Raw genomic sequence first — 21254 nt, forward strand, 5'->3', positions numbered from 1 at the left:
CCTGGAACCCCGAGCTGCCGCACTTGACACGGCAGCTCTTTTTGTGTCTAAAAGGATTAGAAAGTGCTGCTCTTATACTGATGGGATCTGCTGAGACGGGGGATTATGGGGCGGTTACGTTGAATTTAGGCCCTCCTCCGAAAATACTCAATCAGAATCTCTTTGATGTAGTGGTATCTTCGGGCATAGGTATTTTCTACTCGTATCAGCTCAAAGCCGTGGTCCCGGCAAATTTTCTCTTTTTTGCGGTCCCGCTGCTGGACGATCGGGTCATCTTTATGTTCCTGGCCATCCAGTTCAATGGCCAGAATCGGGATGAGCTGCTGGCGGCCCTCCCGCTGATACACCACAAAATCAAACCTGCCGGTATAAAACAAATCGCAGTAACTGGGGTTATTCTGAAACACATGGGAAATCGCCACTTCGCGCCGCACCGTGTACCGTTTTTCTGAGAGGAACACATTATCCAGCGCATGATTCAGCGTTTGCAGGAAGGCTTCTTCCGTCTCGGTGCTGTAGGGCTTAATCCCCAGCGCCCGGGACGCTGCCGGCTTGGGGGACACCTCTGACACACCATTGCTCCGGACGTATTTCACCAGATCATACAGGTCATCGTCTGTTTCCGTCCCATGCAGACGCTCCAGCTCCTGGTTATTGGAAAGCAGGACCAGCTGGTCTTTCGCCCGAGAGGTGGCCACATTAATCAATTCCTTGTTATTCTTCAGCCATTGGTAAGTCTGCGGGCGGGTTTTGTCGGTCAGGGCCAGCGAAAAAATCACCACATCCTTTTCGTCGCCCTGAAAGGAATGAACCGTCCCGCAGGTTCCGTTGCTGTAATGCTTCTCGGTCAGCATCTGCTGGATTAGTTCCCTCTGACGTGCAAAGGGCGTAATGATCCCAACAGATTTTTCCGGGTATTTGCTCAGATACCGATCGATCAAATCTACCTCCGCCGGGGCCGTGTTCTTTTCTGTGCTCGTGTCATGGGGCAGATTCACATAGACCAGAGGTCTTTTGCTTTTCCCTTTGCTGGCCACCTGCAATTTTTGATTGTAGTATTTTTTATTGTTGAAGGCGATAATTTTCGGATCACAGCGATAGTGATACCGCAAAAGCACCTCATCACTGACCGAGTCGCAGGCCAAAAAGCAGGTATAGACGGAATTTCGGATATAATCGTGCTCCTCCCCCACATGGTATCTCTTTCTCAACACCTCATTGTCCTTGGGGTCCAGCAGAATCACCGGCCGGAGCTGCTGTGGGTCCCCTACCAGCATCAACGAATTTCCCCGTACAATCGGAACCAGGGAGACTGCCGTGTTGCACTGGCTGGCTTCGTCCATAATCACCATATCGAAGGCTGGTTCGGGGTCGCCCAGACGCTGTGCCGAAATACAGGTCGTTGCCACAAAGGGGAAAATCCGCAAGAATTTTTTCAGGTTTTCTTCTTTGGACAGGTATCGATGAAAGGCCAGCACGTTGGCAGCCGGATCGGCCTCGCTGTAAATGATGGACTTTAACTCCTCATTTTTCGGCTCGCCCAAACGGCGAATGTACTTGGCCGAAGTGTAGTAGAGGTATTTTAAGAATTCCTGCTCATTCTGGTCCAACAGTGCCAGAGCATCCTCTGTTGTCACGGTTCCCCGGCGCTTCAGTTCAGCTTCCACTTTCGGCAGCTGACCGGTCTGCAATTCAAACTGGAAATTCATGTGGTTGCGGGCTTCCAGCAACCTTTGAATGGTCTCCCGGCGTTCCTGCAAATCCAGGATCTCGTCGTATCGTTCCAGCAGTTCGGTCAGACGCTTTGCCCGTTCCACCCGCTGTTCGTGGTTGCGATCCAGCGTCTTTTCATAGACGGTAATTCTCTGACAAGCTTCGTACATCTGGCGGATCTCTTTTAACGCCCGCTCGACGCAGTCATTATTTCCCAAACGAACGATGGGAAACGGAATTTTTTGGCCTTTATACTCCAGGCTTTTCAGTTTTTTCACCACACCGTCGATGGGATGATTGTTGTAAGAGGCAAACAAAACGGTCCGCTCGTTAAAAAACGCCGTGGTCATGGTGTTTACGATGGTATTTGTCTTGCCGGTACCCGGCGGCCCCTGCACATAGGCAATAGGATACCGCATCGCATTGTTGATGGCGAGCATCTGATCCAGATTGACCTTGTTGTTGAGCAGCGCCAGAGGAAAGGATTTTCTTCTGCGGGGCCGCGCCACCATCTGACGAAAAAATGCCTGGATCGGGGGCGTCACTCCCTCCCCTTCCGGTGCATCAAACATCCGGGAAATTCCGCGGTACTCGTGTTCCAGGTCCACCAAAACTTCCCGCCCAATGGCCACAAGATAGGGCATATCATCCACACCCTGAATCCAGCTGCAGGTCTGGGTCATGCGATCCTTGATCTCTTCTGCATTCTCTTCAAATTCATCCAGCAGCGCGTAGTCCTCGGCGTCCAGGAAAGCGTGTGCACTTACTTTCACCCCATCCACCGTGAACTCCCGGCAGACCACAACCTTGTCCACCGGCCGCAATGTACGATTTTCAATATCCAGTCCTAAGGGCTGATAGGCCAGCACATACAATCCGCGGTCTGTATGGACGCTGAGCAAATTCATCCCCAGCTGCCGGAGCTGGCGTTTTTTTCGATTTGATTGGGACTCAATGCGGTTCTGAAAATTCCGCACGATCTCCGCAAATTGCACTCCATTCAGGGCAAGCGTGCCATCTTGAAACCGGTCCTGATCCAGCTGAGAAATCAGGAAGTATTCTGTCTTATAGGGTGTACTGTCCAGTTTGTGGCAATCTGTCAGATATTCCAAAACCCGAAGATTTGCCGTATTACCAAAAAGGACTTCATATTTGCGAGGGTTTTCCATGACATCCTGAACCAGGGCCTCGTTGATCTCGCACCAGGATCCTTCGATCACCTCGGCAGAAATGATCCGTTCCACCCGGATATAAAGTTCCTGCACCGTCAGTCTGCCCAGATGCAGCCCGTCCACCTGCATCTGTCCATTCTGGGGAGAAAGAGTTTTGACCGCAATCCAGTATTTTGTGATTTGCTCGCTTTGATTCTTATAAACGATGCTCAGCCATTTGCCTTTGTGGATTGCCTCAAAAAGCGCCTTTCCTATGCTGTTCATATTCATCTATCCTTGCGTATAGGGTTTTCTTTATTGTCACAAAGTAATCCCATAAAATCCGAGTGTTATCTTTGCCCTATGCAAGTTTCTTGCAGGCAACGGGCGAACCGTTTTTCATTTCAACCGCTCAAAGTAACTCTCCAGCTTTTCATCACAGATCCGCTGGATCTCCCGTTTTTCTTCCTGGGTCAGCTTCTTCCAGACCGATTCATCCACCTGGACCACGCCCAGGGTCTTGGTATGGTGCAGCATCTGCATATCCTCGAACCGCTTGAAGGGGTTGGACAGGATGTTCCGCTGGGCCTGGGCGTCGGTATAGTCGCCTCTTGCATAGATGCTGTTGGCTTTTTCCACCACCAGACCAGCGGCCCTCCGGGCCTCATAGAATTTCCGGAAATAGTCAACGATATCGCTGAGCTTCATTCGGCCTTTGTTGTCTGCAAGAGAAAGAATTGCTTTCAGCAGCACCGGCTTATAGGAGTAGCTCATATCCATCTGACGAACCATCTCCATGAACAGATCCTTGCGGTTGGAGTCATCAATGAGCGTCCAGCCATATTGCTCAGCGTACTTCTTGAGGGTCTCTTCTTTGAAGTACTTGAAGGTCCGGTGCTCGCTCATGGGGACAACCAAATCCGGCACCAGCAGGCCTTCCCGCACATATCGCTCGATGGTTTCAGTCTGCACATCCACCCGGCGCACAAACTCCATCTGGGAGATCATGCCGGCAGCCTCTTCCTGCCAGTTGAAAAGATCAACCAGCTCATAATCCAGTGCATCCACAGGCCAGTCAATGATCGCGTCGGGGCGTTCGCCGCGCTCATACAGGCCTTGCTCTGCCATTTTCTGCTTCTTGCTTCCCAATACCAGCGCACCCGGTCTGTACTCCTTCAGACGGAACAGCCGGTGCATCGAATAAGGCATATTATACTGGCTGGCGTTGTCCACAAAGTCAAACACCAGCAGACTTTCCTTGCCGGGCGACAGCCGCATACCGCGGCCCAGCTGCTGGGTGTAGAGCACCTTGGACATAGTGGGCCGGGCCATGAAGAGCACCTCGGTGGCCGGGCAGTCCCAGCCCTCGTTAAGTAGATCACAGGCACACAGGACCTTTGTTTGTCCCTTTTCAAAGCGGGCCAGAATTTCCCGCCGGTCGGCCGCTTTGATTTCACCAGATACTGCTTCGGCAGCCACGCCGGCGTCATGAAGCCGCCCTGCAATTTCCTTTGCATGCCGGACAGATGCGCAGAAAATCACAGTGCGCTTATCCTTCACATATTGCAGCCATGTGTCCACAATCAGCTGATTCCGTTCCGGCACATAAATTTTGCTCTCCAGGTCCCGGATGTTGTACTGGATGCTGTTGAAGCGCACCTTGGTCAAATCGATATTGGTATGGATTCGGATGCAGCGCACAGGCACCAGTTCACCGATCTCCACGGCTGTCTGGATGTCCAGTTTGTGGGCGGTATGTTTGAAGATGTCCAGAATATTCTTGTCATCGGCCCGCTCCGGCGTGGCGGTCAGACCCAGGGTGAATTCTGGTGTAAAATAGGCCAGGACCTTCTGGTATGTATCAGCAGAGGCGTGGTGGGCCTCATCCACAATGATGTAGCCGAAGTCGTCTGGCTTGAACTGCTCCAGATTCAAAGCCACACTCTGAATGCTGCCGCAGACGACGAAAGCGTCCTTTTCCTTTGCACTCTCCACATAGCGGCCCACTGTGGCCTGGGGCCACAGTTCCCGGAATGTTCTGGCTGCCTGATCCACCAGCTCCACAGTATGGGCCAGGAACAGCGTTCGCTTGCCAAAGCGCTTGGCATCCATGACAGCGGTCACCGTTTTGCCAGTGCCGGTGGCATGGTAAAGCAGGGCAATGGTCTCAAAACGGCTGCGCATCTCCTCCAGTGCAGCCAGTGCCTGCTTCTGGTGCTCCTTCAGTTCCAGACGGGAGCCATCCAGAGACTTGCCCCGCTGGGTAGGAAGATAGTCCTCAATCTCCTTGAAGCTGGGATGCTGGCCCAGAAAGACCCGCAACTCATCCTTGACCGTTTCCGGCTGCTGCTGCATCTGCCGCACCGCCCAGCGGTACACATCCCAGCCCAGGTAGATCATGCTGTTCTGTTTGAGCAGATCATCATAAAACTTGTTCCGAGAAACCAGCTTGGGGTTATGGGAGGCTTCATCGTCAATCTCAATGGCCACTTTCCGCCCGCCGTTCTCGATCATAAAATCGGCAAACCGGCTGTTCTGATAAATATCAAAGAAAGGGTACTGGGAGTAGAGATAACCTGCCTTTTCAGCACCAAAGGTGTCAGAAAACAATTCAATAAACAAGTCCTCGGCACTGCTGCCAGAGATTGAACGATAAGTAGGCATAGAGGCACCTCACATGATCCGTTCCAGCCGGTCCGCTTCCGGGACCTGGACCTGCAGACTTCGCAATTTTGCCAAAGAAATGGGCCGCTGGCCGTTCTTCTGCATTTTCCCGCAATGCTCCCAGGCAAGTTTGCCCGGCCCATTGTATACCTCGGAAAAGGTGCCATCCGGATGGATCTGCAGCACCAACAGCCATTCCGGTTTGCTCGAGAGTGCGACCCGGTCAATTTGGGTCGCTTTGATTTGAACCAGCCGGCCATCCGGCGCTTTGGCATCGTGGGTTTCTGCCGACGCCTCAAACAGCGCCAAGCCATAGCAGCAGGCCGCCAGCGCCTCGCCAATGCTCCCGATCATATGTCCATCGGGCGTATAGTGTCTCCCGGGAAACAGTTCTTCCAGTTCATGCGAAACACGATAAAGGGTTTTTATTTTTTCCGCTACCATTTCCTGTATCGTTGCTGCGCTCATTCCCACACTTCCTTCAGCAGAATCTTTTTTGCAAATCCGCCGCGTTCGGCTGCCTTGTCCGCCCGCACTTGCTCCAGCTCATCCAATGTCCAGCCGCGAGCCCGCACAACCGCCTGCATGACCTCCAAAAGATCGGCTAATTCCTCCAGGGATTTGCTCTCCTGGTATTCCGCCAGCTCTTCGTTCAGCTTTTGGTCCAGAAGCCGGATGTACGCCTCATCGGACAGCGTTTCACAGACACAGATCTTCCCGTCCGCCTCGATGATCTCCGGGATACGGTCGCGGACCAACTTATGATAGGTTTTCACCAACATCTTTTAGCCTCCTCAAAATCTCCTCGTCCGCCGGACAGAAGGCATACTGGTCGATCTCATTTACCGTGATCCAGCGGATATCGTTGTGCTCCAGCTTCTGGGGAGTTCCCTCCCGGATGGTCGCATGGAACAGGGTCAGATCCACCGTCATGTCCGGGTATTCGTGGACCACGTCCATAAACACTTTGCCAACATCCAGGGTAATGGCCAGCTCCTCCTGACACTCCCGGATGAGCGCCTGCTCTTTGGTCTTCCCCGGCTCCACCTTTCCGCCCACAAACTCCCAGAGCAGCCCTCTGGCCTTATGGGCCGGGCGTTGGCAGATCATAAATTTCTCCTTGTCCCAGATTAAGGCTGCGACGACTTCAGTCATATAATTTCCTCGATCATCTTCTCGATCATCTTTGAATGAACGCAATGACAGCATCTAAATTGTCTAAGATAAATTGCTGCGCCGATCTATTATAAACCACAACTGTATAAGGTCCTCTTAGGCTCTGCCTCTCCTCCGTGGAAATACCAATATCAATTCCCTGATCCGTTGGTCTCCGGACTGTTTTTCCATCATCTTTCACAACCAATTTCAAAAATCCAGTTTCCATAAGCCAATCCGCGATCTGCTTATAAGTCAGTTTTTTCATCTCCTCCGGCTGAATCAACGCGTTAATTCTACGTTCAATTTCACTGATTGGAATAGGCAGCTCCGAATATTCAAATTTTTCTCGACTTTCGTAATCCAGCTGGAACGGAACCTTGGAAGATTTATTTTTTGACTGAGAAATCCCTTTATTTTCTACAACTTGCCTCAAGAGGTCTGACACGTAAAAAAGACAGCGAGATATCTTCACATTATTTATGATATCAGAATCTGGCACCTCTTGATTTGTCAATGGATTGATTCCGTTGGCAAGTTTTTCTATGTAACTCTTTGCATAGGCAATCTTCTCCAGCTCGGTCATCGCGATTCTCCTTTATCCTACAACCAGCTTGTTTGTCTTTTTCAAAAACTTCGCAGGGATTGGCCGATCCAGTTTCCAGGTAATATTCATAGGCCGGCTCCCCTCATGTTTTACATAGTTTGCAGTCCCCAGGAAGGTATACGCCTCCGCTCCACCGCTGATCCGATCCGTTTTGAACTCTTGGACAACCACCGTATATTAAATCATTTGTAATTACCCCTTCTTTAGTTACTACAAGTGCGCTCTCTTCACTTCCAAATAAGCATATTATGAGATACTATTTTTCTTTTCTAATTTCTTTCTAATCACTTTGTAATACCGGCTATTGCCTTGAGCTTCTTCATAATTAGCAATTAAGCCCTTCTCTTTAAATGCCATTAGAAGACGCTTATTTTCATCACTAATGTCAAATCTAGGTCTACTGTGTTCATCAAATATCTTATTAAAATTAGTCAAATTAAGCACATTAAGTATTTCTTTAATTTGGTCAATACAAAGCATTGGAATCATCGCGGAAAAAAGATAAATTTTCATCGATTCATCTAGTTTACTAGAATGAAGAAGACTATTCTTTAATTTTTCCGACACATTGGCGTAATTTTTTATAATGACTTCCATATTACTTAATGCATAATCAAATATTTTTGTCCGAATCGAGTCCTCCCACTGCTCATACGTTGAAAATAGAGATACCAAATCAGAATTCTCAAAATTATTATCAAGAATATATAGGCAAATTTTGGGAGAATAATTTTTCCCAATCACCGAGATTGCACAACTCGAAAATTTAAGTAGTTCAATTTTCAGATTTTCTTCAATATCCCATGTAAGTATCTCCAACAGCTCCTCCTGTGAAAACAAATCATTAGACATTATGCTTACATACTCTACTATGTTTTTACATATAAAATATAGTTTTAGGTCAGAATAATATTGTCGTAAAAAAATTAAGTTTTTAGCAGTCATTTTTATAATATCTGCATCAATTAAAATCGTCACTTTTTCAAGTGGAATATTTAAAATTTCAAAGTCATCATAATAAAAGCCCAAAGCCACCAATACTTGTTTATACTTTGAATTGACGATATCTCCACATCTCACCACGCCCTCAAAAAGTTTTTCTTTGCAAGATTCCTCATCTTTAAATCCTGAAAAATCAAACTGGATATCACATCTATTAATATATGAAATAACGCCTTGAGACAATTCAAGTATATTGAACTCATCGATAATATTACGTTCCGAATATTTTACTATATCGGCCTCTAGAAGATCTTCCCATAAAGTATGATCCGTAACATCACTTATAAAAGTAATAGTTGTCTGCAATGCTGAAATATACGCACATTTATGTTCAACCATAAGTTCCGGATTATTCAGTACTGAAATAACAGTTTTCTCATCGTCAAAAATAATCCCCCCACACATCTGCAGTATAACAACAAAATATTCATTAATGTTATGATTTACATATTGAGTTATGGCAGAATCCGGATATGAAAGTAAGCAAGTATAATTCTTATGTGCAATATCATCATTACTTATATTCAAGATGTTGCCCTGAATAAGTTTTAGATTTTCGGCACTGATCTCATACAAAGATTCTTGATAAACCGCGTGAAACAGATCCTTATTTAGGATTTCATAATCAAAGTTCTCAAAACATACTCCAAGTAACTTAAACCCATGAATCAGCTTATTAATGTCTGGTTCATCTATTGCAAGATAATCAGATCTTCTGGAAATATAGTCGCAAAGGCAATTATCTTTATTAACCAATTTTATTGTATTTTCATCAGAATAATAAAGCGAAGCAATTGAATACTGACGAATCTGTTTTTTTGTAAGAGCCTGTTTATCAAGAGCCGTGCAAAACAATTCAGGCCACTTCAAATTAAGACATTTAACATATTCATTTCGATCAGATGCAACATCAAAGTATTGCCCTACAAATTTATAATTATTTGTAGCCTTAAGTTGGTTAATAAATTTTTCCAGATAATCAGCATGAGTTTTAGTGTTCAACAAATATGTGAGCAAAGAAAAATTCAAGATTTCTTCCTGGTCAAAATCCACTAATCTAAGCCGCAATACAACCATTTGAGGATTTTTTAATTTATAGGAATATTCTTTTGCCTTTTTGTCTGTTATACTCCTCAGAAAAATCTTATCAATACGGCTCAAACTATTCTCGTAAAAATAGGTCATATAGTCAGCATAGGTCTCATCAATATAGCCATTTCGGATAAGATATTTAAGGAGATCAAAGTATTCGCTGCTTTTTATCTCGTTAAAATCTGTTACTTTTCCAATTTCATTTATGCTTGTAACACTAAATATAGAGTCAACATTTTCTCTTTTAATAATATCTTTCAATTGTTTGTTTTTCAAAAAAAGAAGTTCTTGATCGAGCGCAGATTTTTCATCTTCCATCTGAGAGATAGTATTATTCAGTCTTTGTTCAAGGGCTTTCTTGCGATTTGTATATTCAGTTTGGTCTTCACTCGATAGCTTTTTCCTGCTATTCCAGTAATCAGATGTCTTTTTTGTGTCGAAGTATACATCTAGCTCGTGAATCGTTTTAAAATGCTCGTTTTTTGCCATCTCGATTTCATGGCTTTTTTCAGCAATTTTTTCTTTAAGTCTTTTTATCTCCTTTTCTATAAATAAATCCTTACTATCAAAAATCGTATATACAAAGCCCTTATTAAGCTGCAAATCAGAAAAATCACGTGGGAACAAATTTTTATATGCAATAATGGCAAGCATCTTATTGCAATCGAGTTCTGTAATATTCAGTCTATTAAAATAAATTACAAACTCGTTGTAGATATTTTTTAACAGACGCATATCATCAATATAAAGAGATAAACCTTGCAAAAAGCCCTCGTCAAACTTTTGAAATAATCCGCTCTTTTTAAAATGAGAAACAAACTGGTCATAGGAGTTGGAACCATCTATAACCGGCACAACAGGAATGATATAATCAAAAAATTTTGTTCTGTCTTTAGACACAAAAATATCATCACGCAACAAATAAAAAAAGCGCAGAATCTTTTTGTTCTCTTTTTGAAGTTGAATGTTCGCAAGTGTATTCACTTCACGAAGATGCTCAAAAATTCCATTTACATTAAATCGATCCATATCTTCGAATACGATGGCATCAGCATCCGCATTTTCGAAGAGATATAATACTTCATTGAGATATTTATCAAAATATGAATCATCGCTTTCTTCCATTATTTCAATCTCATTGCCTTGTAAATTAAGCTTACGAAAAACATTTTTATTCTTTTGAATCAATCTATATATAAAAAATCCAAATAATACAATTAAGATACTCCCATCAACCATTAAAGTTAATGGATCTGTAGATAACTCTATGATTATCTTCAACCAATTCGCGTGTATCCTCCAATCTGCTAGTAACGTCGATACGTATGCTTTCCATATATTAAAGTACACAAAATGCATCGTTGCAATTAAAAAGACAACGACTGCTAATGTTTTTACCGCAATGCATCTGCCGCTAATTCTTTTTTTCACTTTGAAATTTGTTAACGGAATTTTGTTTGAAGGGATCTGATGTATTAACTGATTTAAAATTTTTCCCTCTAATATTGATTGCTTCACCTCTATTTCATCTTTTTCATTTGGTGATTGGAAATGTGCAAGTGAAATATGAAGAAACCGCAATTTTTCATGTTTTTTCTTGTATGATGCTAAAACACTACTTTTTCCGGCACTATATGCGCCTGAAATAGCCACATTTTTTATATCGCTATTTTCAAACACATAATTTAAAGCATCCTCATAAACATCCAAATCCATATTATCGATTGGTGTTAGCCGCTCAAATTTATACTTGCGTTCTGGCATACTGCTTCCTTCCTTTTCTCTTTTATTCATAACATGGAAAATTTCCGGTAATTATTGCTGAAACTTATACTTCCAATGTCCAATTACACGTGATTTTATGATTTTCTTTTCTGACGCCAATCGATCAAGAATTTTATTCGCTATTGCAGCTGATACTCCACACATCTCCCGTACATCTGCATTCATAATATATTCGTTAGTTTTTAGGTACTTTTGAATCTTACACCAACGAAGAGTACTTTCGCCCCTTTTAGATCGCTACATCGGCAATATTCTCGGGTGGCGTTAATACACGCTTACCGTTTAGCACAACCGTAACCTGCTCTAAAGAAAGCGTGATCTGCCCGATTGCCAAAGGACCATGGATCTTTTTGATACGGTTACTGCGCTGCAATACTGGATTGATTGAAAGAAAAGGCGTTGCTGATAGTTTTCTGACTAACTTCAAAATTCCCGCCACATAACCAATCATTTCATTAGCAACTTCAAAAGGAGGCTTTTTATTTTTCATATAATACATCGTTATATCAACAATTTCCTTTATTATATCATGCATCGCTCATTTCATCAATCAAAACAATCTCGCATTTAAGCGATGTTTTTCTCTTTATGCAATTAACTTTGCGAATTCACCTATAGCAAGGCAGCTCTTGTACATCTTTCCAAAACAGAATATAATTATTTCATAGAAATTCGGGAGGCATTTGTACGGGAAAACTCGAAGCAAGTACTTTTCACTATCTCATACCCACAAATCAGGAGGAAATGACTGTGGCAGACATGAAGAAAGAGCAGGAGCGGGATGAGCTGCACCGCGCTATCTGGGCCATCGCCGACGAATTGCGAGGTGCTGTGGATGGCTGGGATTTTAAGAATTATGTGCTGGGCACAATGTTCTATCGCTATATTTCGGAAAACATCTGTAATTACATTAACAGCGGTGAGCACGAAGCAGGCAATACCGACTTTGATTATGCCAAAATGCCGGACGAGGAAGCAGAGGTAGCCCGTGAGGATTTGGTTCAGGAAAAGGGATTCTTTATCCTGCCTAGCGAACTGTTCTGCAATGTTTGTGCCAAAGCCTCGGCGGATGAAAATTTGAATGAAACTTTGGAATCTGTCTTTCGTCATATTGAGGAGTCGGCCAAGGGCAGCGAGTCCGAAGGCAATTTTGAAGGCCTGTTTGATGATTTCGATGTGAACAGCAACAAGCTGGGGGCTACCGTGGCCAAGCGCAACGAAAAGCTGGTGAAGCTTCTCCATGGTGTGGCCGACATGAATCTAGGCAACGTGAAAGACCACGACATCGATGCTTTTGGTGACGCCTACGAATATCTCATGACTATGTATGCCAGCAACGCCGGCAAGTCCGGCGGTGAATTCTTCACTCCGGCGGATGTGTCTGAGTTGCTGACCCGCCTTGGCACCGTTGGCAAAACCGAGGTCAACAAAGTGTACGACCCTGCCTGTGGCTCTGGCTCTCTGCTGCTGAAAGCAGTGAAGGTGCTGGGCCATGACGCTGTCCGCAACGGGTTCTATGGCCAGGAGATCAACATCACCACCTACAACCTGTGCCGCATCAATATGTTCCTTCACGACATCGATTTTGACAAGTTCAACATTGCCTGTGAAGATACTCTGACTGCACCCAAACACTGGGATGACGAACCCTTTGAACTGATTGTTTCCAATCCCCCCTACTCCATCAAGTGGGCTGGCGAGGATAATCCTCTGCTTATCAATGATCCTCGCTTTGCTCCTGCCGGTGTGCTGGCCCCCAAGAGTAAAGCCGACCTTGCCTTCATCATGCACAGCCTTTCCTGGCTGGCTGCAAATGGCACCGCCGCCATCGTCTGTTTCCCTGGCGTTCTGTACCGGGGTGGAGCTGAGAAGAAGATTCGTCAATATCTTATCGACAACAACTTCATCGACTGCGTAATCCAGTTGCCCAGCAATCTGTTTTACGGCACTTCGATTGCTACCTGCATCATGGTGCTGAAAAAGAACAAGACGGACAATAAGACTCTGTTCATCGATGCTTCCAAAGAGTGCGTCAAGGTAACCACCAACAATAAACTGACGCCGGAAAACATTCATCGTGTTGTGGACACTTTCGCAAACCGCACCGAAACGGCCCACTTTTCCCATCTGGCCAGCTATGAGGAAATTAAGAATCAGGAGTATAACCTCTCCGTCTCCACTTATGTAGAGGCCGAAGACACTCGGGAGAAAATTGATATTGCGCAACTTAACGCTGAGATTGCCCAAATTGTGGCCCGGGAGCAAAAGCTGCGGGAAGCCATTGATCTAATTGTAAAGGAGATTGAAGGGAGTCATAAATGAGACTTTCAGAGGTACTTTCAAAAACTCCTACCAGTAGATTTGAACAGGTTCAAGGTTTTTTGAACAATTCAAAATTGAAGTGCGGGAAACAGAAGAAAATTTCAGTTGGACCCGTCTGGTTGACATACTACTGCGAAAACTGTCAATCCGATATTACATTTATTTCAGGCGATGAGCTCTATTGTATCGGAATTCACGAGCGACTCATTAGTATAGATTGCGTACTGAAATGTCCTCGATGTGGAGCCCCTGTCCCAGTTTGGTTTTTGGTTGAAAGCAGAGAAGAAATCCACGGTGTTGCTCCTGAAGTGCGAATTTTAAAGAAGTCTGAAAAGTTATCTGATATGGTATCTTTGAGCCGTGGTCCTTATGAGGGCTTTTCTGATTTGCTTGAAAAGGCAAACAGAGCCTACCACGATCAGTTGGGTGCAGGTTCCATTGTTTATTTGCGGAAAATTTTTGAGATAGCTACAGTCCAGGCAGCAAATGCTGTTGGAATTGAATATAAAAAATATGAAGGTGGAAATCCCAAAAATTTTTCTGATCTTTTGCAGAGAGTAGATGCACAGTGTGAAATCATTCCTAAAGAATTCTCAGCAAACGGACATAAACTTTTTCAGGAACTAAGCACAGTTGTACATGGCGATTTTGATGAAGAGTTGGGGCTGAAAAAATTTGATGCCTTATATCGGCTGACAGTTGGAATCCTTGAAAACATTCGAAACAAGAAAGAATTTTCGGAAGCCGTCAAGTCTTTGGGGTGGGATAACAAAGGTGGTGCAGAATGAGTCGATTAGAACAGTTAATACAACAGCTTTGCCCGGATGGGGTGGAATATAAAAAATTAAATGAAGTCGTTGAGATCAGGAGAGGAGTACGAGTTGTAAGAAGTCAACTATCTAGTATTGGAGAATACCCTGTCTACCAAAACAGCTTGACGCCGTTAGGATATTACGAAAAATATAATGTAAATGCGGATACTACTTTTGTAATTGTTGCAGGTGCAGCCGGTGAAATTGGATATTCGACAGTTGATTTTTGGGCGGCAGATGATTGCTTTTACTTTGAAGGTGGAAAAACAATCTGCAGTAAGTTTATTTACTATGTTCTAACTAAAAATAAGCATTTACTACTTTCAAAAGTGAGAAAGGCAAGTGTCCCGCGTTTATCACGAGTGGCGATAGAACAAATCATTGTTCCATTTCCTCCCCTGGAAATCCAGCGTGAAATTGTCCGCATTCTGGATCATTTCACAGAGCTGACCACAGAGTTGACCGAAGAACTGACCGCTAGAAAAAAACAGTATGAGTATTATCGGGATGCGCTGCTGACTTTTACAGATACTACTCCTCTAGCTATATTGGGGGAGGTTGCAGTTGTAACAAAGCTTGCTGGATTTGAGTTCACAAAATATGTAAAATATTCAGACTCCGGAAATACAATCGCTTTACGTGGTTTAAATGTAAAAAACGGAAGATTGGATTTAACAGATGTAAAATATATTGATGCCAGTGATTTTTCAAAATTAACCAGAAGTAAACTCCATGTTGGAGATATGCTTTTCACCTATGTGGGTACGATTGGGCAAGTGGCTCTCATAGATGCAGAAGATAAATACTATTTAGCTCCTAATGTTGCACTGATTCGATCAGTAGATAAGAGGCTAAATCCACAGTATATGCGATACTATTTCCAAAGTAATAATTTTTGGAAAACGCAAATAAATAAACTTTTGCAATCATCATCTATGCAGAATATTCCTATGGAAAAAATACGAAAATTTGTAATCCCCCTTCCTTCACCTGAAGAGCAGAATCATATTGTTTCCATCCTCGACAAGTTTGATGCCCTCTGCAATGACCAAACCAGCGGTCTGCCCGCTGAGATTGCAGCACGACAAAAGCAGTATGAATACTACCGGGACAAACTGCTGACTTTCCCGGAACGGAAAAAAGAGGGGTGATCTTGTGTCTTTTTTCAATATCGTGGCATCCACAACTGAAAACACCGTTGTCACCTCTTACGAACCGGCGAAGAATCGCTCAGACAGTTACCAGAGTGAGGCGGCACTGGAGCGGGAGTTTATCCAACTGCTCACTCAGCAGGGCTATGAGTATCTGCAAATTCATCAGGAATCCGACCTCATCGCCAACCTGCGCCGTCAGTTGGAAGCGCTGAATAGTTACCAGTTCAGCGACAGCGAATGGGATCAGTTCTTTCACAATGCCATTGCCAACCCGAACGAGCATATTGTGGAAAAGACCCGGAAGATTCAGGAAGATTTCGTGCAAGTGCTCCGCCGGGACGACGGCACCTCCAAGAATATTTCCCTCATTGACAAGAAAAACATCCACAACAATCGCCTCCAGGTCATCAATCAGTATGAAGTAAGCCAGGGCCAAGGAGCCCGGCACGATAATCGCTATGATGTGACGATATTGGTCAACGGCCTGCCGTTGGTACATATCGAGCTCAAGCGCCGGGGTATGGCCATCCGTGAGGCGTTCAACCAGATCAACCGGTACCAGAGAGATTCTTTCTGGGCGGGATGTGGTCTGTTCGAGTATGTGCAGATTTTTGTTATTTCCAACGGCACCAACACCAAATACTACTCCAACAGCACCCGATTCAATGCCATTCGGGAAGCATCTGGTAAAACCAGAAAACAAAAAACCAGCAACAGTTTTGAATTCACTTCCTTCTGGGCAGACGCCAATAATAAAGTGATCCCTGATCTCATTGATTTCACACGCACCTTCTTTGCCAAGCATACTATTCTAAACGTTCTGACCCGGTACTGCATCTTCACTTCGGAAAATATGCTGATGGTCATGCGGCCTTACCAGATCACCGCTACCGAGCGAATTCTGAACCGCATTGAGATTGCCAACAACTATAAAAAGTACGGCACCATTGAAGGCGGCGGCTACATCTGGCACACCACCGGCAGCGGCAAAACACTGACCTCCTTTAAAACAGCGCGGCTGGCGTCCCAGCTTCCTTACATTGACAAGGTGCTCTTTGTGGTAGACCGGAAAGACCTAGACTACCAGACCATGAAAGAGTACGATCGCTTTGAAAAAGGCGCAGCCAACAGCAACACCTCCACCGCTGTCCTGAAAAAGCAGCTGGAGGATGACAACGCTCATATTATCATTACCACCATCCAGAAGCTGTCCACCTTCATCAAAAAGGAAAAATCCCATCCGGTCTATGAGAAGCATGTGGTCATCATCTTCGATGAGTGCCACCGCAGTCAGTTCGGCGATATGCATACCGCTATCGTCAAGAACTTCAAGAAGTATCACCTGTTTGGTTTTACCGGCACGCCTATCTTTGCGGCCAATGCCCGGACAGCCAGCGGAGCACAATTCTTTACTACTGCCCAGACTTTCGGCGATCAGCTCCACACCTATACCATTGTGGACGCTATCAATGATAAGAATGTTCTCCCTTTCCGAGTGGACTATATTAAGACCATGGACGCCGAACCGGATATTGATGACAAGAGTGTCTGGGATATCGACCGCGAGAAGGCCTACATGGCACCGCAGCGGATCGAATTGGTAACCCGGTATATTCTGGAACATTTCGATCAGAAAACCTATCGGGGAGACAAAACTTACCTGTTCAACACCCTAACCAATATTGCAGAGGTGGCCTCTGGTAAAAACGGTGCAGTGGATGAGATCAAGCAGAAGCAGCGGATCAGTGGATTCAATTCTATTTTTGCCGTTGCCTCGGTGTCTATGGCCAAGCTCTACTATCAGGAGTTCCAAAAGCAGATGGCTGCCGATCCTTCCAAAAAGCTGCGGGTCGCTCTGATTTACAGCTATGGCGCCAATGAGGAAGAGGCGGACGGAATTCTGGGTGAGGAGAATAGTGAGGACACCAGTGCCCTGGATCAAAGCAGCCGGGACTTCCTGGATGCTGCCATCCGGGACTATAATGAAATGTTCCACACCAATTATTCCACTGACGGCGACAGGTTCCAGAACTACTATAAGGATGTTTCCCTGCGGATGAAGAACAAGGAACTAGATTTGTTGATCGTGGTGAATATGTTCCTCACCGGCTTTGATGCTACCACCCTGAACACTCTCTGGGTAGACAAAAACTTGAAAATGCATGGCCTCATTCAAGCCTTCAGCCGTACCAATCGTATTTTGAACTCCATCAAGACGTTTGGAAACATTGTCTGCTTCCGAAACCTGCAAAAACGGGTGGACGCTGCGATTGCGCTGTTCGGCGATAGAGAGGCCGGCGGTATTGTCTTGTTGCATAAGTTCGCTGATTATTACTACGGCTATACTACGGAAGACGGAAAGAATCAGCAGGGCTATGTAGATATGATCGATGAACTGACAAAGAAGTTCCCGCTGTCTGATCCTAGGATTGAAGGCGAACACAACCAGAAAAACTTCATCGCTCTCTTTGGTGCCATCCTTCGGATGCGGAACTTGCTGCTTTCCTTCGATGACTTTAAAGGCAAGGAATTGATTTCGGAACGGGACCTCCAAGATTACCTGGGGCGCTATCAGGACCTGCGAGACGAGTGGGTGAACCGTGCGAAGGGTGAAAAAGAGGATATTACTGACGACATCGTCTTTGAGATCGAATTGATTCGCCAAATTGAAATCAATATTGATTACATCCTGATGCTGGTCAAGAAGTACCACGATTCCCACGGTGATGACAAGGAAATTCTGATTACGATCCAGAAGGCTGTGGATGCCAGCCCTGAACTGCGCAGCAAGAAGCAACTCATTGAAACCTTCATTGCCGGGATTAATGACGTGGATGATGTTCTGACTGAATGGCATAGTTTTGTTGCAGAAGAACGAGAAAAAGAACTGGCCCAGATCATTCAAGACGAAAAGCTTAAGGAGCCGGAGACCAGAAAATTTTTGGAAAACGCATTCCGCGACGGCGAGGTTAAGACTACCGGCACAGACATCGACAAGTTGATGCCACCAGTATCCCGCTTTGGCAAAGGTGGTGCCAGAGCTAAAAAGAAACAGACGGTGATTGAGAAACTGAAGGAATTCTTTGATCGATTCTTCGGAATTGGCGAGACAACTTTCGAAAAATAAGCCGAAGCAATCATCTGAAAATGGTGTGAATCAATTATGAGTTTTGTATATGCAGTAAAATTTCCCATTGAATGTGATGGTCAAACGCGCAAATGCACCCATATATATAGCGATACAAAAATTTCGCTTTATGGTGCCATCAAATCAAACTGGGGTGACAAGACACGCCGCGCTGTAGAACGATATGGTTTGATTAAAAGTATCATTATAAGTCCAAAATGTTGTATTTCCTTTGCAGGAAACAATATTGCTCTTGCACATCAGTTGCTTGAAACTTTGTATGAGTTGAAGAAATTCAGTGAGGAAGAACTTCTTCATCACGCCTTCAAAATTCATGCCGAGCATCCTTCTGATGATGTGGAATTTATCATCTGTCTGGCCAACGAGGATGGAGAAACCGAAATTATCTGCATCAAAGAACATAAAATTGAAAGAAACTGTTTGATTGCCTGGATTGGTTCATATGATGCTTTTAAAACTTTAAGAAAATATCAATATGAGAATCCGACTTTATCAGATGACTACCTTCGTGCATTTACACACACAATTCACCATTGTGGCGACGAAACCGTTGGGGGTTTTGCCATTTATGTACTATTTAATGGATTAAAAAAAGGTTTTGAGTATGCAGAAAGATTTGAAACTGTAACAGGACGTGCACAAAAAGTTCTTCCCGGAATGCAAATGGAATTGGTTGGAAGTGCCTCCGAAGGCGCTTACACCACATACTATCGTTCATCAAATGAGGATGTCATTATTGAGTTCGAGCAAGCACGCGTAATACTATTGTACACCAGGAAATATAGGTTACAGGATGAGGACACTTCAAATCCTCACACAAAACACTTTTTACTGCCAATCGTAGTAGACTCTGATTCCGGAAAGGTACGTCCAATCTAGCACAGAGCCATTTTGCATTTGATACATATTCTAAGAACATTATTTAGAGAGGTAGCAGTTTACCCTGCTACCTCTCTATTTCTATCAAGCTTTGATCTAACTTCTAGACACACAATAAAGGTGCTTCAAAGTAAAAATACCATACGTTTTTGTTAGATGGCCGTCATCGCTCTACATCTTGTTCCTGCTGATGCCGTTCATCTGTTTTTGCGGATTCCTTTTGAGAATCTTTAATCTGCTTAAGAACAGAGAACTTCTTTTCTGGTGGATTTCCTATTTCTACCTTTTCCGGCCCCAGAACCTGACTGACCCAATAGTGGATTTCGTTCAGCGGTTTCAGCTCCGCCTGCACTTGTTCTAGCTGCCGGGCAAAGTCTGCGTGATCCGATTGCAGCTTGCCGTGCTCCGCCTCCAGGGCATCCAGATTCACATTCAGATCAACGTGCTGCTTTTTCAAATAGCGGTAGGCTTTGTTGTAGGCTTTCAGCTCCTCTTGGTGGCTCTCGGCAAAGGCGGCCTGTCTCTTTTTCCAGCCGATCTTCAGGTACTTATCATGGACGGGCTTCTGTTCCCGGCAGACTGCAACGGCATTCTGAATCCCGGCAATGTCCTTCATCCGCTTCTCGGCCTTTCTCATACCGGTATGGGCCTGGCTAGCTTTCTGCTTCACGCCGGACAGGACGGTGTTCAACTGCTCTAGGGTCGAGATCTTATGCTGTTGGAGATAAACAACAGCCCTTGCTACATCCTTCAAATCCTTCAGGTCGCCCTTCTGCTGCCCGAACCAGGACCAGTCACTTCGTTCTGCTTTCCGTTGGTTCAGGTAATCATTGAGGAGTACCCCAAGGTCTGTAGATGCTGCCTCCTCTTTCAGCAGTTCTTTCTCTGCCTGGATAAGCTCCCCCACCCAATCTAACAGGCTCCGAATGGTTTTGCGAATGGCGGACAACATCTGGTTGGCCGCCTTGATATCCCGGTTGAGATTGCCGATGTTGGTCTGGATGCCCCGCCGCTCCATTTGAACCACCGCTGGCCCCATGTGAACGGTGGGGATCACATCCAAGCCCTGCCGCTCATAGGAGCGCAGGTCAAGCCGTTCCGATCTGCCTGCTGCTTCCAGGTAACGGTTGACGGTATCGGCCCAGCCTTGCCGCCAAATCTCCGCATACTTCTGGTCATTCCAGTCCACAGTATCTTCCTTGTGGCTTTTCCAGTTGCCAGAGGGCAAGCGAATTCGTTCGCCGTTTTCATCCAGGTCATAAACCTTCCGGCTCTTGGGGAGCCACTTGCCGGTTTCGTCCATGGCTCGAAGGGTTAGCATCACATGACAGTGAACATTGTGTCCGGGCGGGGCCGGATCATGGATGGCGAAGTCAGCGATCATCCCCTTGGAAACAAACTGTTTCTCGCAGTAGTCCCGTACCATCTGTGGGTACTGCTCCGGTGGGACTTCTTTGGGCAGGGCCAGCACAAAGCGCCGGGCCAGCTGGGCGTTCCACTGTTTCTCAACCGCTTCCACCGAGTTCCAGAGGGTTTCCCGGTTAGCGTATTCCGGCGGAGCGTGAGATGGCAGCATGATTTCCGTGTACAGGATGCCGCGCTTGCCGGAGTAGTTTTTAGTTTTTTGGTCATACTCAGAAAACAACTTCTCGCCGCTCTGGTAGGCGGCACCGGCAACGGCAGACTGTCCCTTGCTGCGCTGGGTGATGGTGATTTGAAAATGCGGACATGGAATAAGACATCACCTCCCAAACAAAAAGACCGTTCTTT

At 45.3% G+C, this 21254-nt stretch carries 14 protein-coding genes; 5 read left to right on the plus strand and 9 right to left on the minus strand.

All coding sequences use genetic code 11. The features are described 5' to 3' along the window. Nucleotides 1-125 precede the first annotated feature (125 nt). From B5E66_RS07530 to B5E66_RS13390, 8 genes are all read right to left on the minus strand, one after another. Nucleotides 126-3149 carry an AAA domain-containing protein gene (locus tag B5E66_RS07530; protein ID WP_087230930.1) on the minus strand — a complete coding sequence of 1008 codons (3024 nt, stop codon included), beginning with the start codon at nt 3147-3149 and terminating at the stop codon, nt 126-128. A gap of 114 nt (nt 3150-3263) precedes the next feature. Further along, a complete protein-coding gene (locus tag B5E66_RS07535) occupies nt 3264-5528 on the minus strand; it encodes a DEAD/DEAH box helicase (protein WP_087230933.1) in 2265 nt (754 codons plus the stop codon). Between the two features lie 9 nt (nt 5529-5537). Continuing rightward, nucleotides 5538-5996 (minus strand): DUF6998 domain-containing protein, encoded by a 459-nt coding sequence (locus B5E66_RS07540; protein ID WP_206393046.1) that lies wholly within the window; start codon nt 5994-5996, stop codon nt 5538-5540. After that, on the minus strand, nt 5993-6310 hold the full coding sequence (locus B5E66_RS07545) for a nucleoside triphosphate pyrophosphohydrolase (protein WP_087230936.1): 318 nt from the start codon (nt 6308-6310) through the stop codon (nt 5993-5995). The genes B5E66_RS07540 and B5E66_RS07545 overlap by 4 nt, the downstream gene beginning before the upstream one ends. Next, complete coding sequence (locus B5E66_RS07550) at nt 6288-6683, minus strand: (deoxy)nucleoside triphosphate pyrophosphohydrolase (protein WP_087230938.1); 396 nt, start codon at nt 6681-6683, stop codon at nt 6288-6290. The genes B5E66_RS07545 and B5E66_RS07550 overlap by 23 nt, the downstream gene beginning before the upstream one ends. Before the next feature lie 25 nt (nt 6684-6708). Continuing rightward, the gene (locus tag B5E66_RS07555; RefSeq protein WP_087230941.1) at nt 6709-7269 is read right to left on the minus strand and encodes a hypothetical protein; all 561 of its coding nucleotides are present in this window, start codon (nt 7267-7269) and stop codon (nt 6709-6711) included. 267 nt (nt 7270-7536) lie between these two features. Beyond that, a complete protein-coding gene (locus B5E66_RS07565; RefSeq protein ID WP_087230947.1) occupies nt 7537-11148 on the minus strand; it encodes a YobI family P-loop NTPase in 3612 nt (1203 codons plus the stop codon). 250 nt (nt 11149-11398) lie between these two features. Beyond that, entirely contained in the window at nt 11399-11659 is a 261-nt protein-coding gene (locus B5E66_RS13390; RefSeq protein WP_242958127.1) for a hypothetical protein, read from the minus strand. Between the two features lie 260 nt (nt 11660-11919). Between B5E66_RS13390 and B5E66_RS07575 the strand changes: the two genes are divergently transcribed. The 5 genes from B5E66_RS07575 to B5E66_RS12845 are packed head-to-tail and all read left to right on the plus strand — an operon-like array spanning nt 11920 to nt 19484. Beyond that, a complete protein-coding gene (locus B5E66_RS07575; RefSeq protein ID WP_342395000.1) occupies nt 11920-13491 on the plus strand; it encodes a type I restriction-modification system subunit M in 1572 nt (523 codons plus the stop codon). After that, entirely contained in the window at nt 13488-14279 is a 792-nt protein-coding gene (locus tag B5E66_RS12840) for a hypothetical protein (protein ID WP_143406946.1), read from the plus strand. The genes B5E66_RS07575 and B5E66_RS12840 overlap by 4 nt, the downstream gene beginning before the upstream one ends. Next, a complete protein-coding gene (locus tag B5E66_RS07580) occupies nt 14276-15454 on the plus strand; it encodes a restriction endonuclease subunit S (protein ID WP_087230953.1) in 1179 nt (392 codons plus the stop codon). Before B5E66_RS12840 ends, B5E66_RS07580 begins: the two co-directional genes overlap by 4 nt. Before the next feature lie 4 nt (nt 15455-15458). Then, nucleotides 15459-18584, plus strand: a complete 3126-nt coding sequence (locus tag B5E66_RS07585) for a type I restriction endonuclease subunit R (RefSeq protein WP_087230956.1) — start codon at nt 15459-15461, stop codon at nt 18582-18584. A gap of 36 nt (nt 18585-18620) precedes the next feature. Further along, nucleotides 18621-19484, plus strand: a complete 864-nt coding sequence (locus B5E66_RS12845; RefSeq protein ID WP_143406947.1) for a hypothetical protein — start codon at nt 18621-18623, stop codon at nt 19482-19484. A gap of 163 nt (nt 19485-19647) precedes the next feature. Here B5E66_RS12845 and mobQ read toward each other — a convergent pair whose 3' ends face one another. After that, nucleotides 19648-21219 (minus strand): MobQ family relaxase, encoded by a 1572-nt coding sequence (gene mobQ, locus B5E66_RS07595; RefSeq protein ID WP_087230962.1) that lies wholly within the window; start codon nt 21217-21219, stop codon nt 19648-19650. Nucleotides 21220-21254: the final 35 nt, after the last annotated feature.

This window comes from Faecalibacterium sp. An121, from assembly GCF_002160915.1.
Classification (GTDB): Bacteria; Bacillota; Clostridia; order Oscillospirales; family Ruminococcaceae; genus Faecalibacterium; species Faecalibacterium avium.

What these genes read in the sequence shown, in the direction of transcription:
- B5E66_RS07530 (WP_087230930.1), bottom strand. Translation starts at nt 3,149, where the DNA reads ATGAACAGCATAGGAAAGGCGCTTTTTGAGGCAATCCACAAAGGCAAA.
- B5E66_RS07535 (WP_087230933.1), bottom strand. Translation starts at nt 5,528, where the DNA reads ATGCCTACTTATCGTTCAATCTCTGGCAGCAGTGCCGAGGACTTGTTT.
- B5E66_RS07540 (WP_206393046.1), bottom strand. Translation starts at nt 5,996, where the DNA reads ATGAGCGCAGCAACGATACAGGAAATGGTAGCGGAAAAAATAAAAACC.
- B5E66_RS07545 (WP_087230936.1), bottom strand. Translation starts at nt 6,310, where the DNA reads ATGTTGGTGAAAACCTATCATAAGTTGGTCCGCGACCGTATCCCGGAG.
- B5E66_RS07550 (WP_087230938.1), bottom strand. Translation starts at nt 6,683, where the DNA reads ATGACTGAAGTCGTCGCAGCCTTAATCTGGGACAAGGAGAAATTTATG.
- B5E66_RS07555 (WP_087230941.1), bottom strand. Translation starts at nt 7,269, where the DNA reads ATGACCGAGCTGGAGAAGATTGCCTATGCAAAGAGTTACATAGAAAAA.
- B5E66_RS07565 (WP_087230947.1), bottom strand. Translation starts at nt 11,148, where the DNA reads ATGCCAGAACGCAAGTATAAATTTGAGCGGCTAACACCAATCGATAAT.
- B5E66_RS13390 (WP_242958127.1), bottom strand. Translation starts at nt 11,659, where the DNA reads ATGAAAAATAAAAAGCCTCCTTTTGAAGTTGCTAATGAAATGATTGGT.
- B5E66_RS12840 (WP_143406946.1), top strand. Translation starts at nt 13,488, where the DNA reads ATGAGACTTTCAGAGGTACTTTCAAAAACTCCTACCAGTAGATTTGAA.
- B5E66_RS07580 (WP_087230953.1), top strand. Translation starts at nt 14,276, where the DNA reads ATGAGTCGATTAGAACAGTTAATACAACAGCTTTGCCCGGATGGGGTG.
- B5E66_RS12845 (WP_143406947.1), top strand. Translation starts at nt 18,621, where the DNA reads ATGAGTTTTGTATATGCAGTAAAATTTCCCATTGAATGTGATGGTCAA.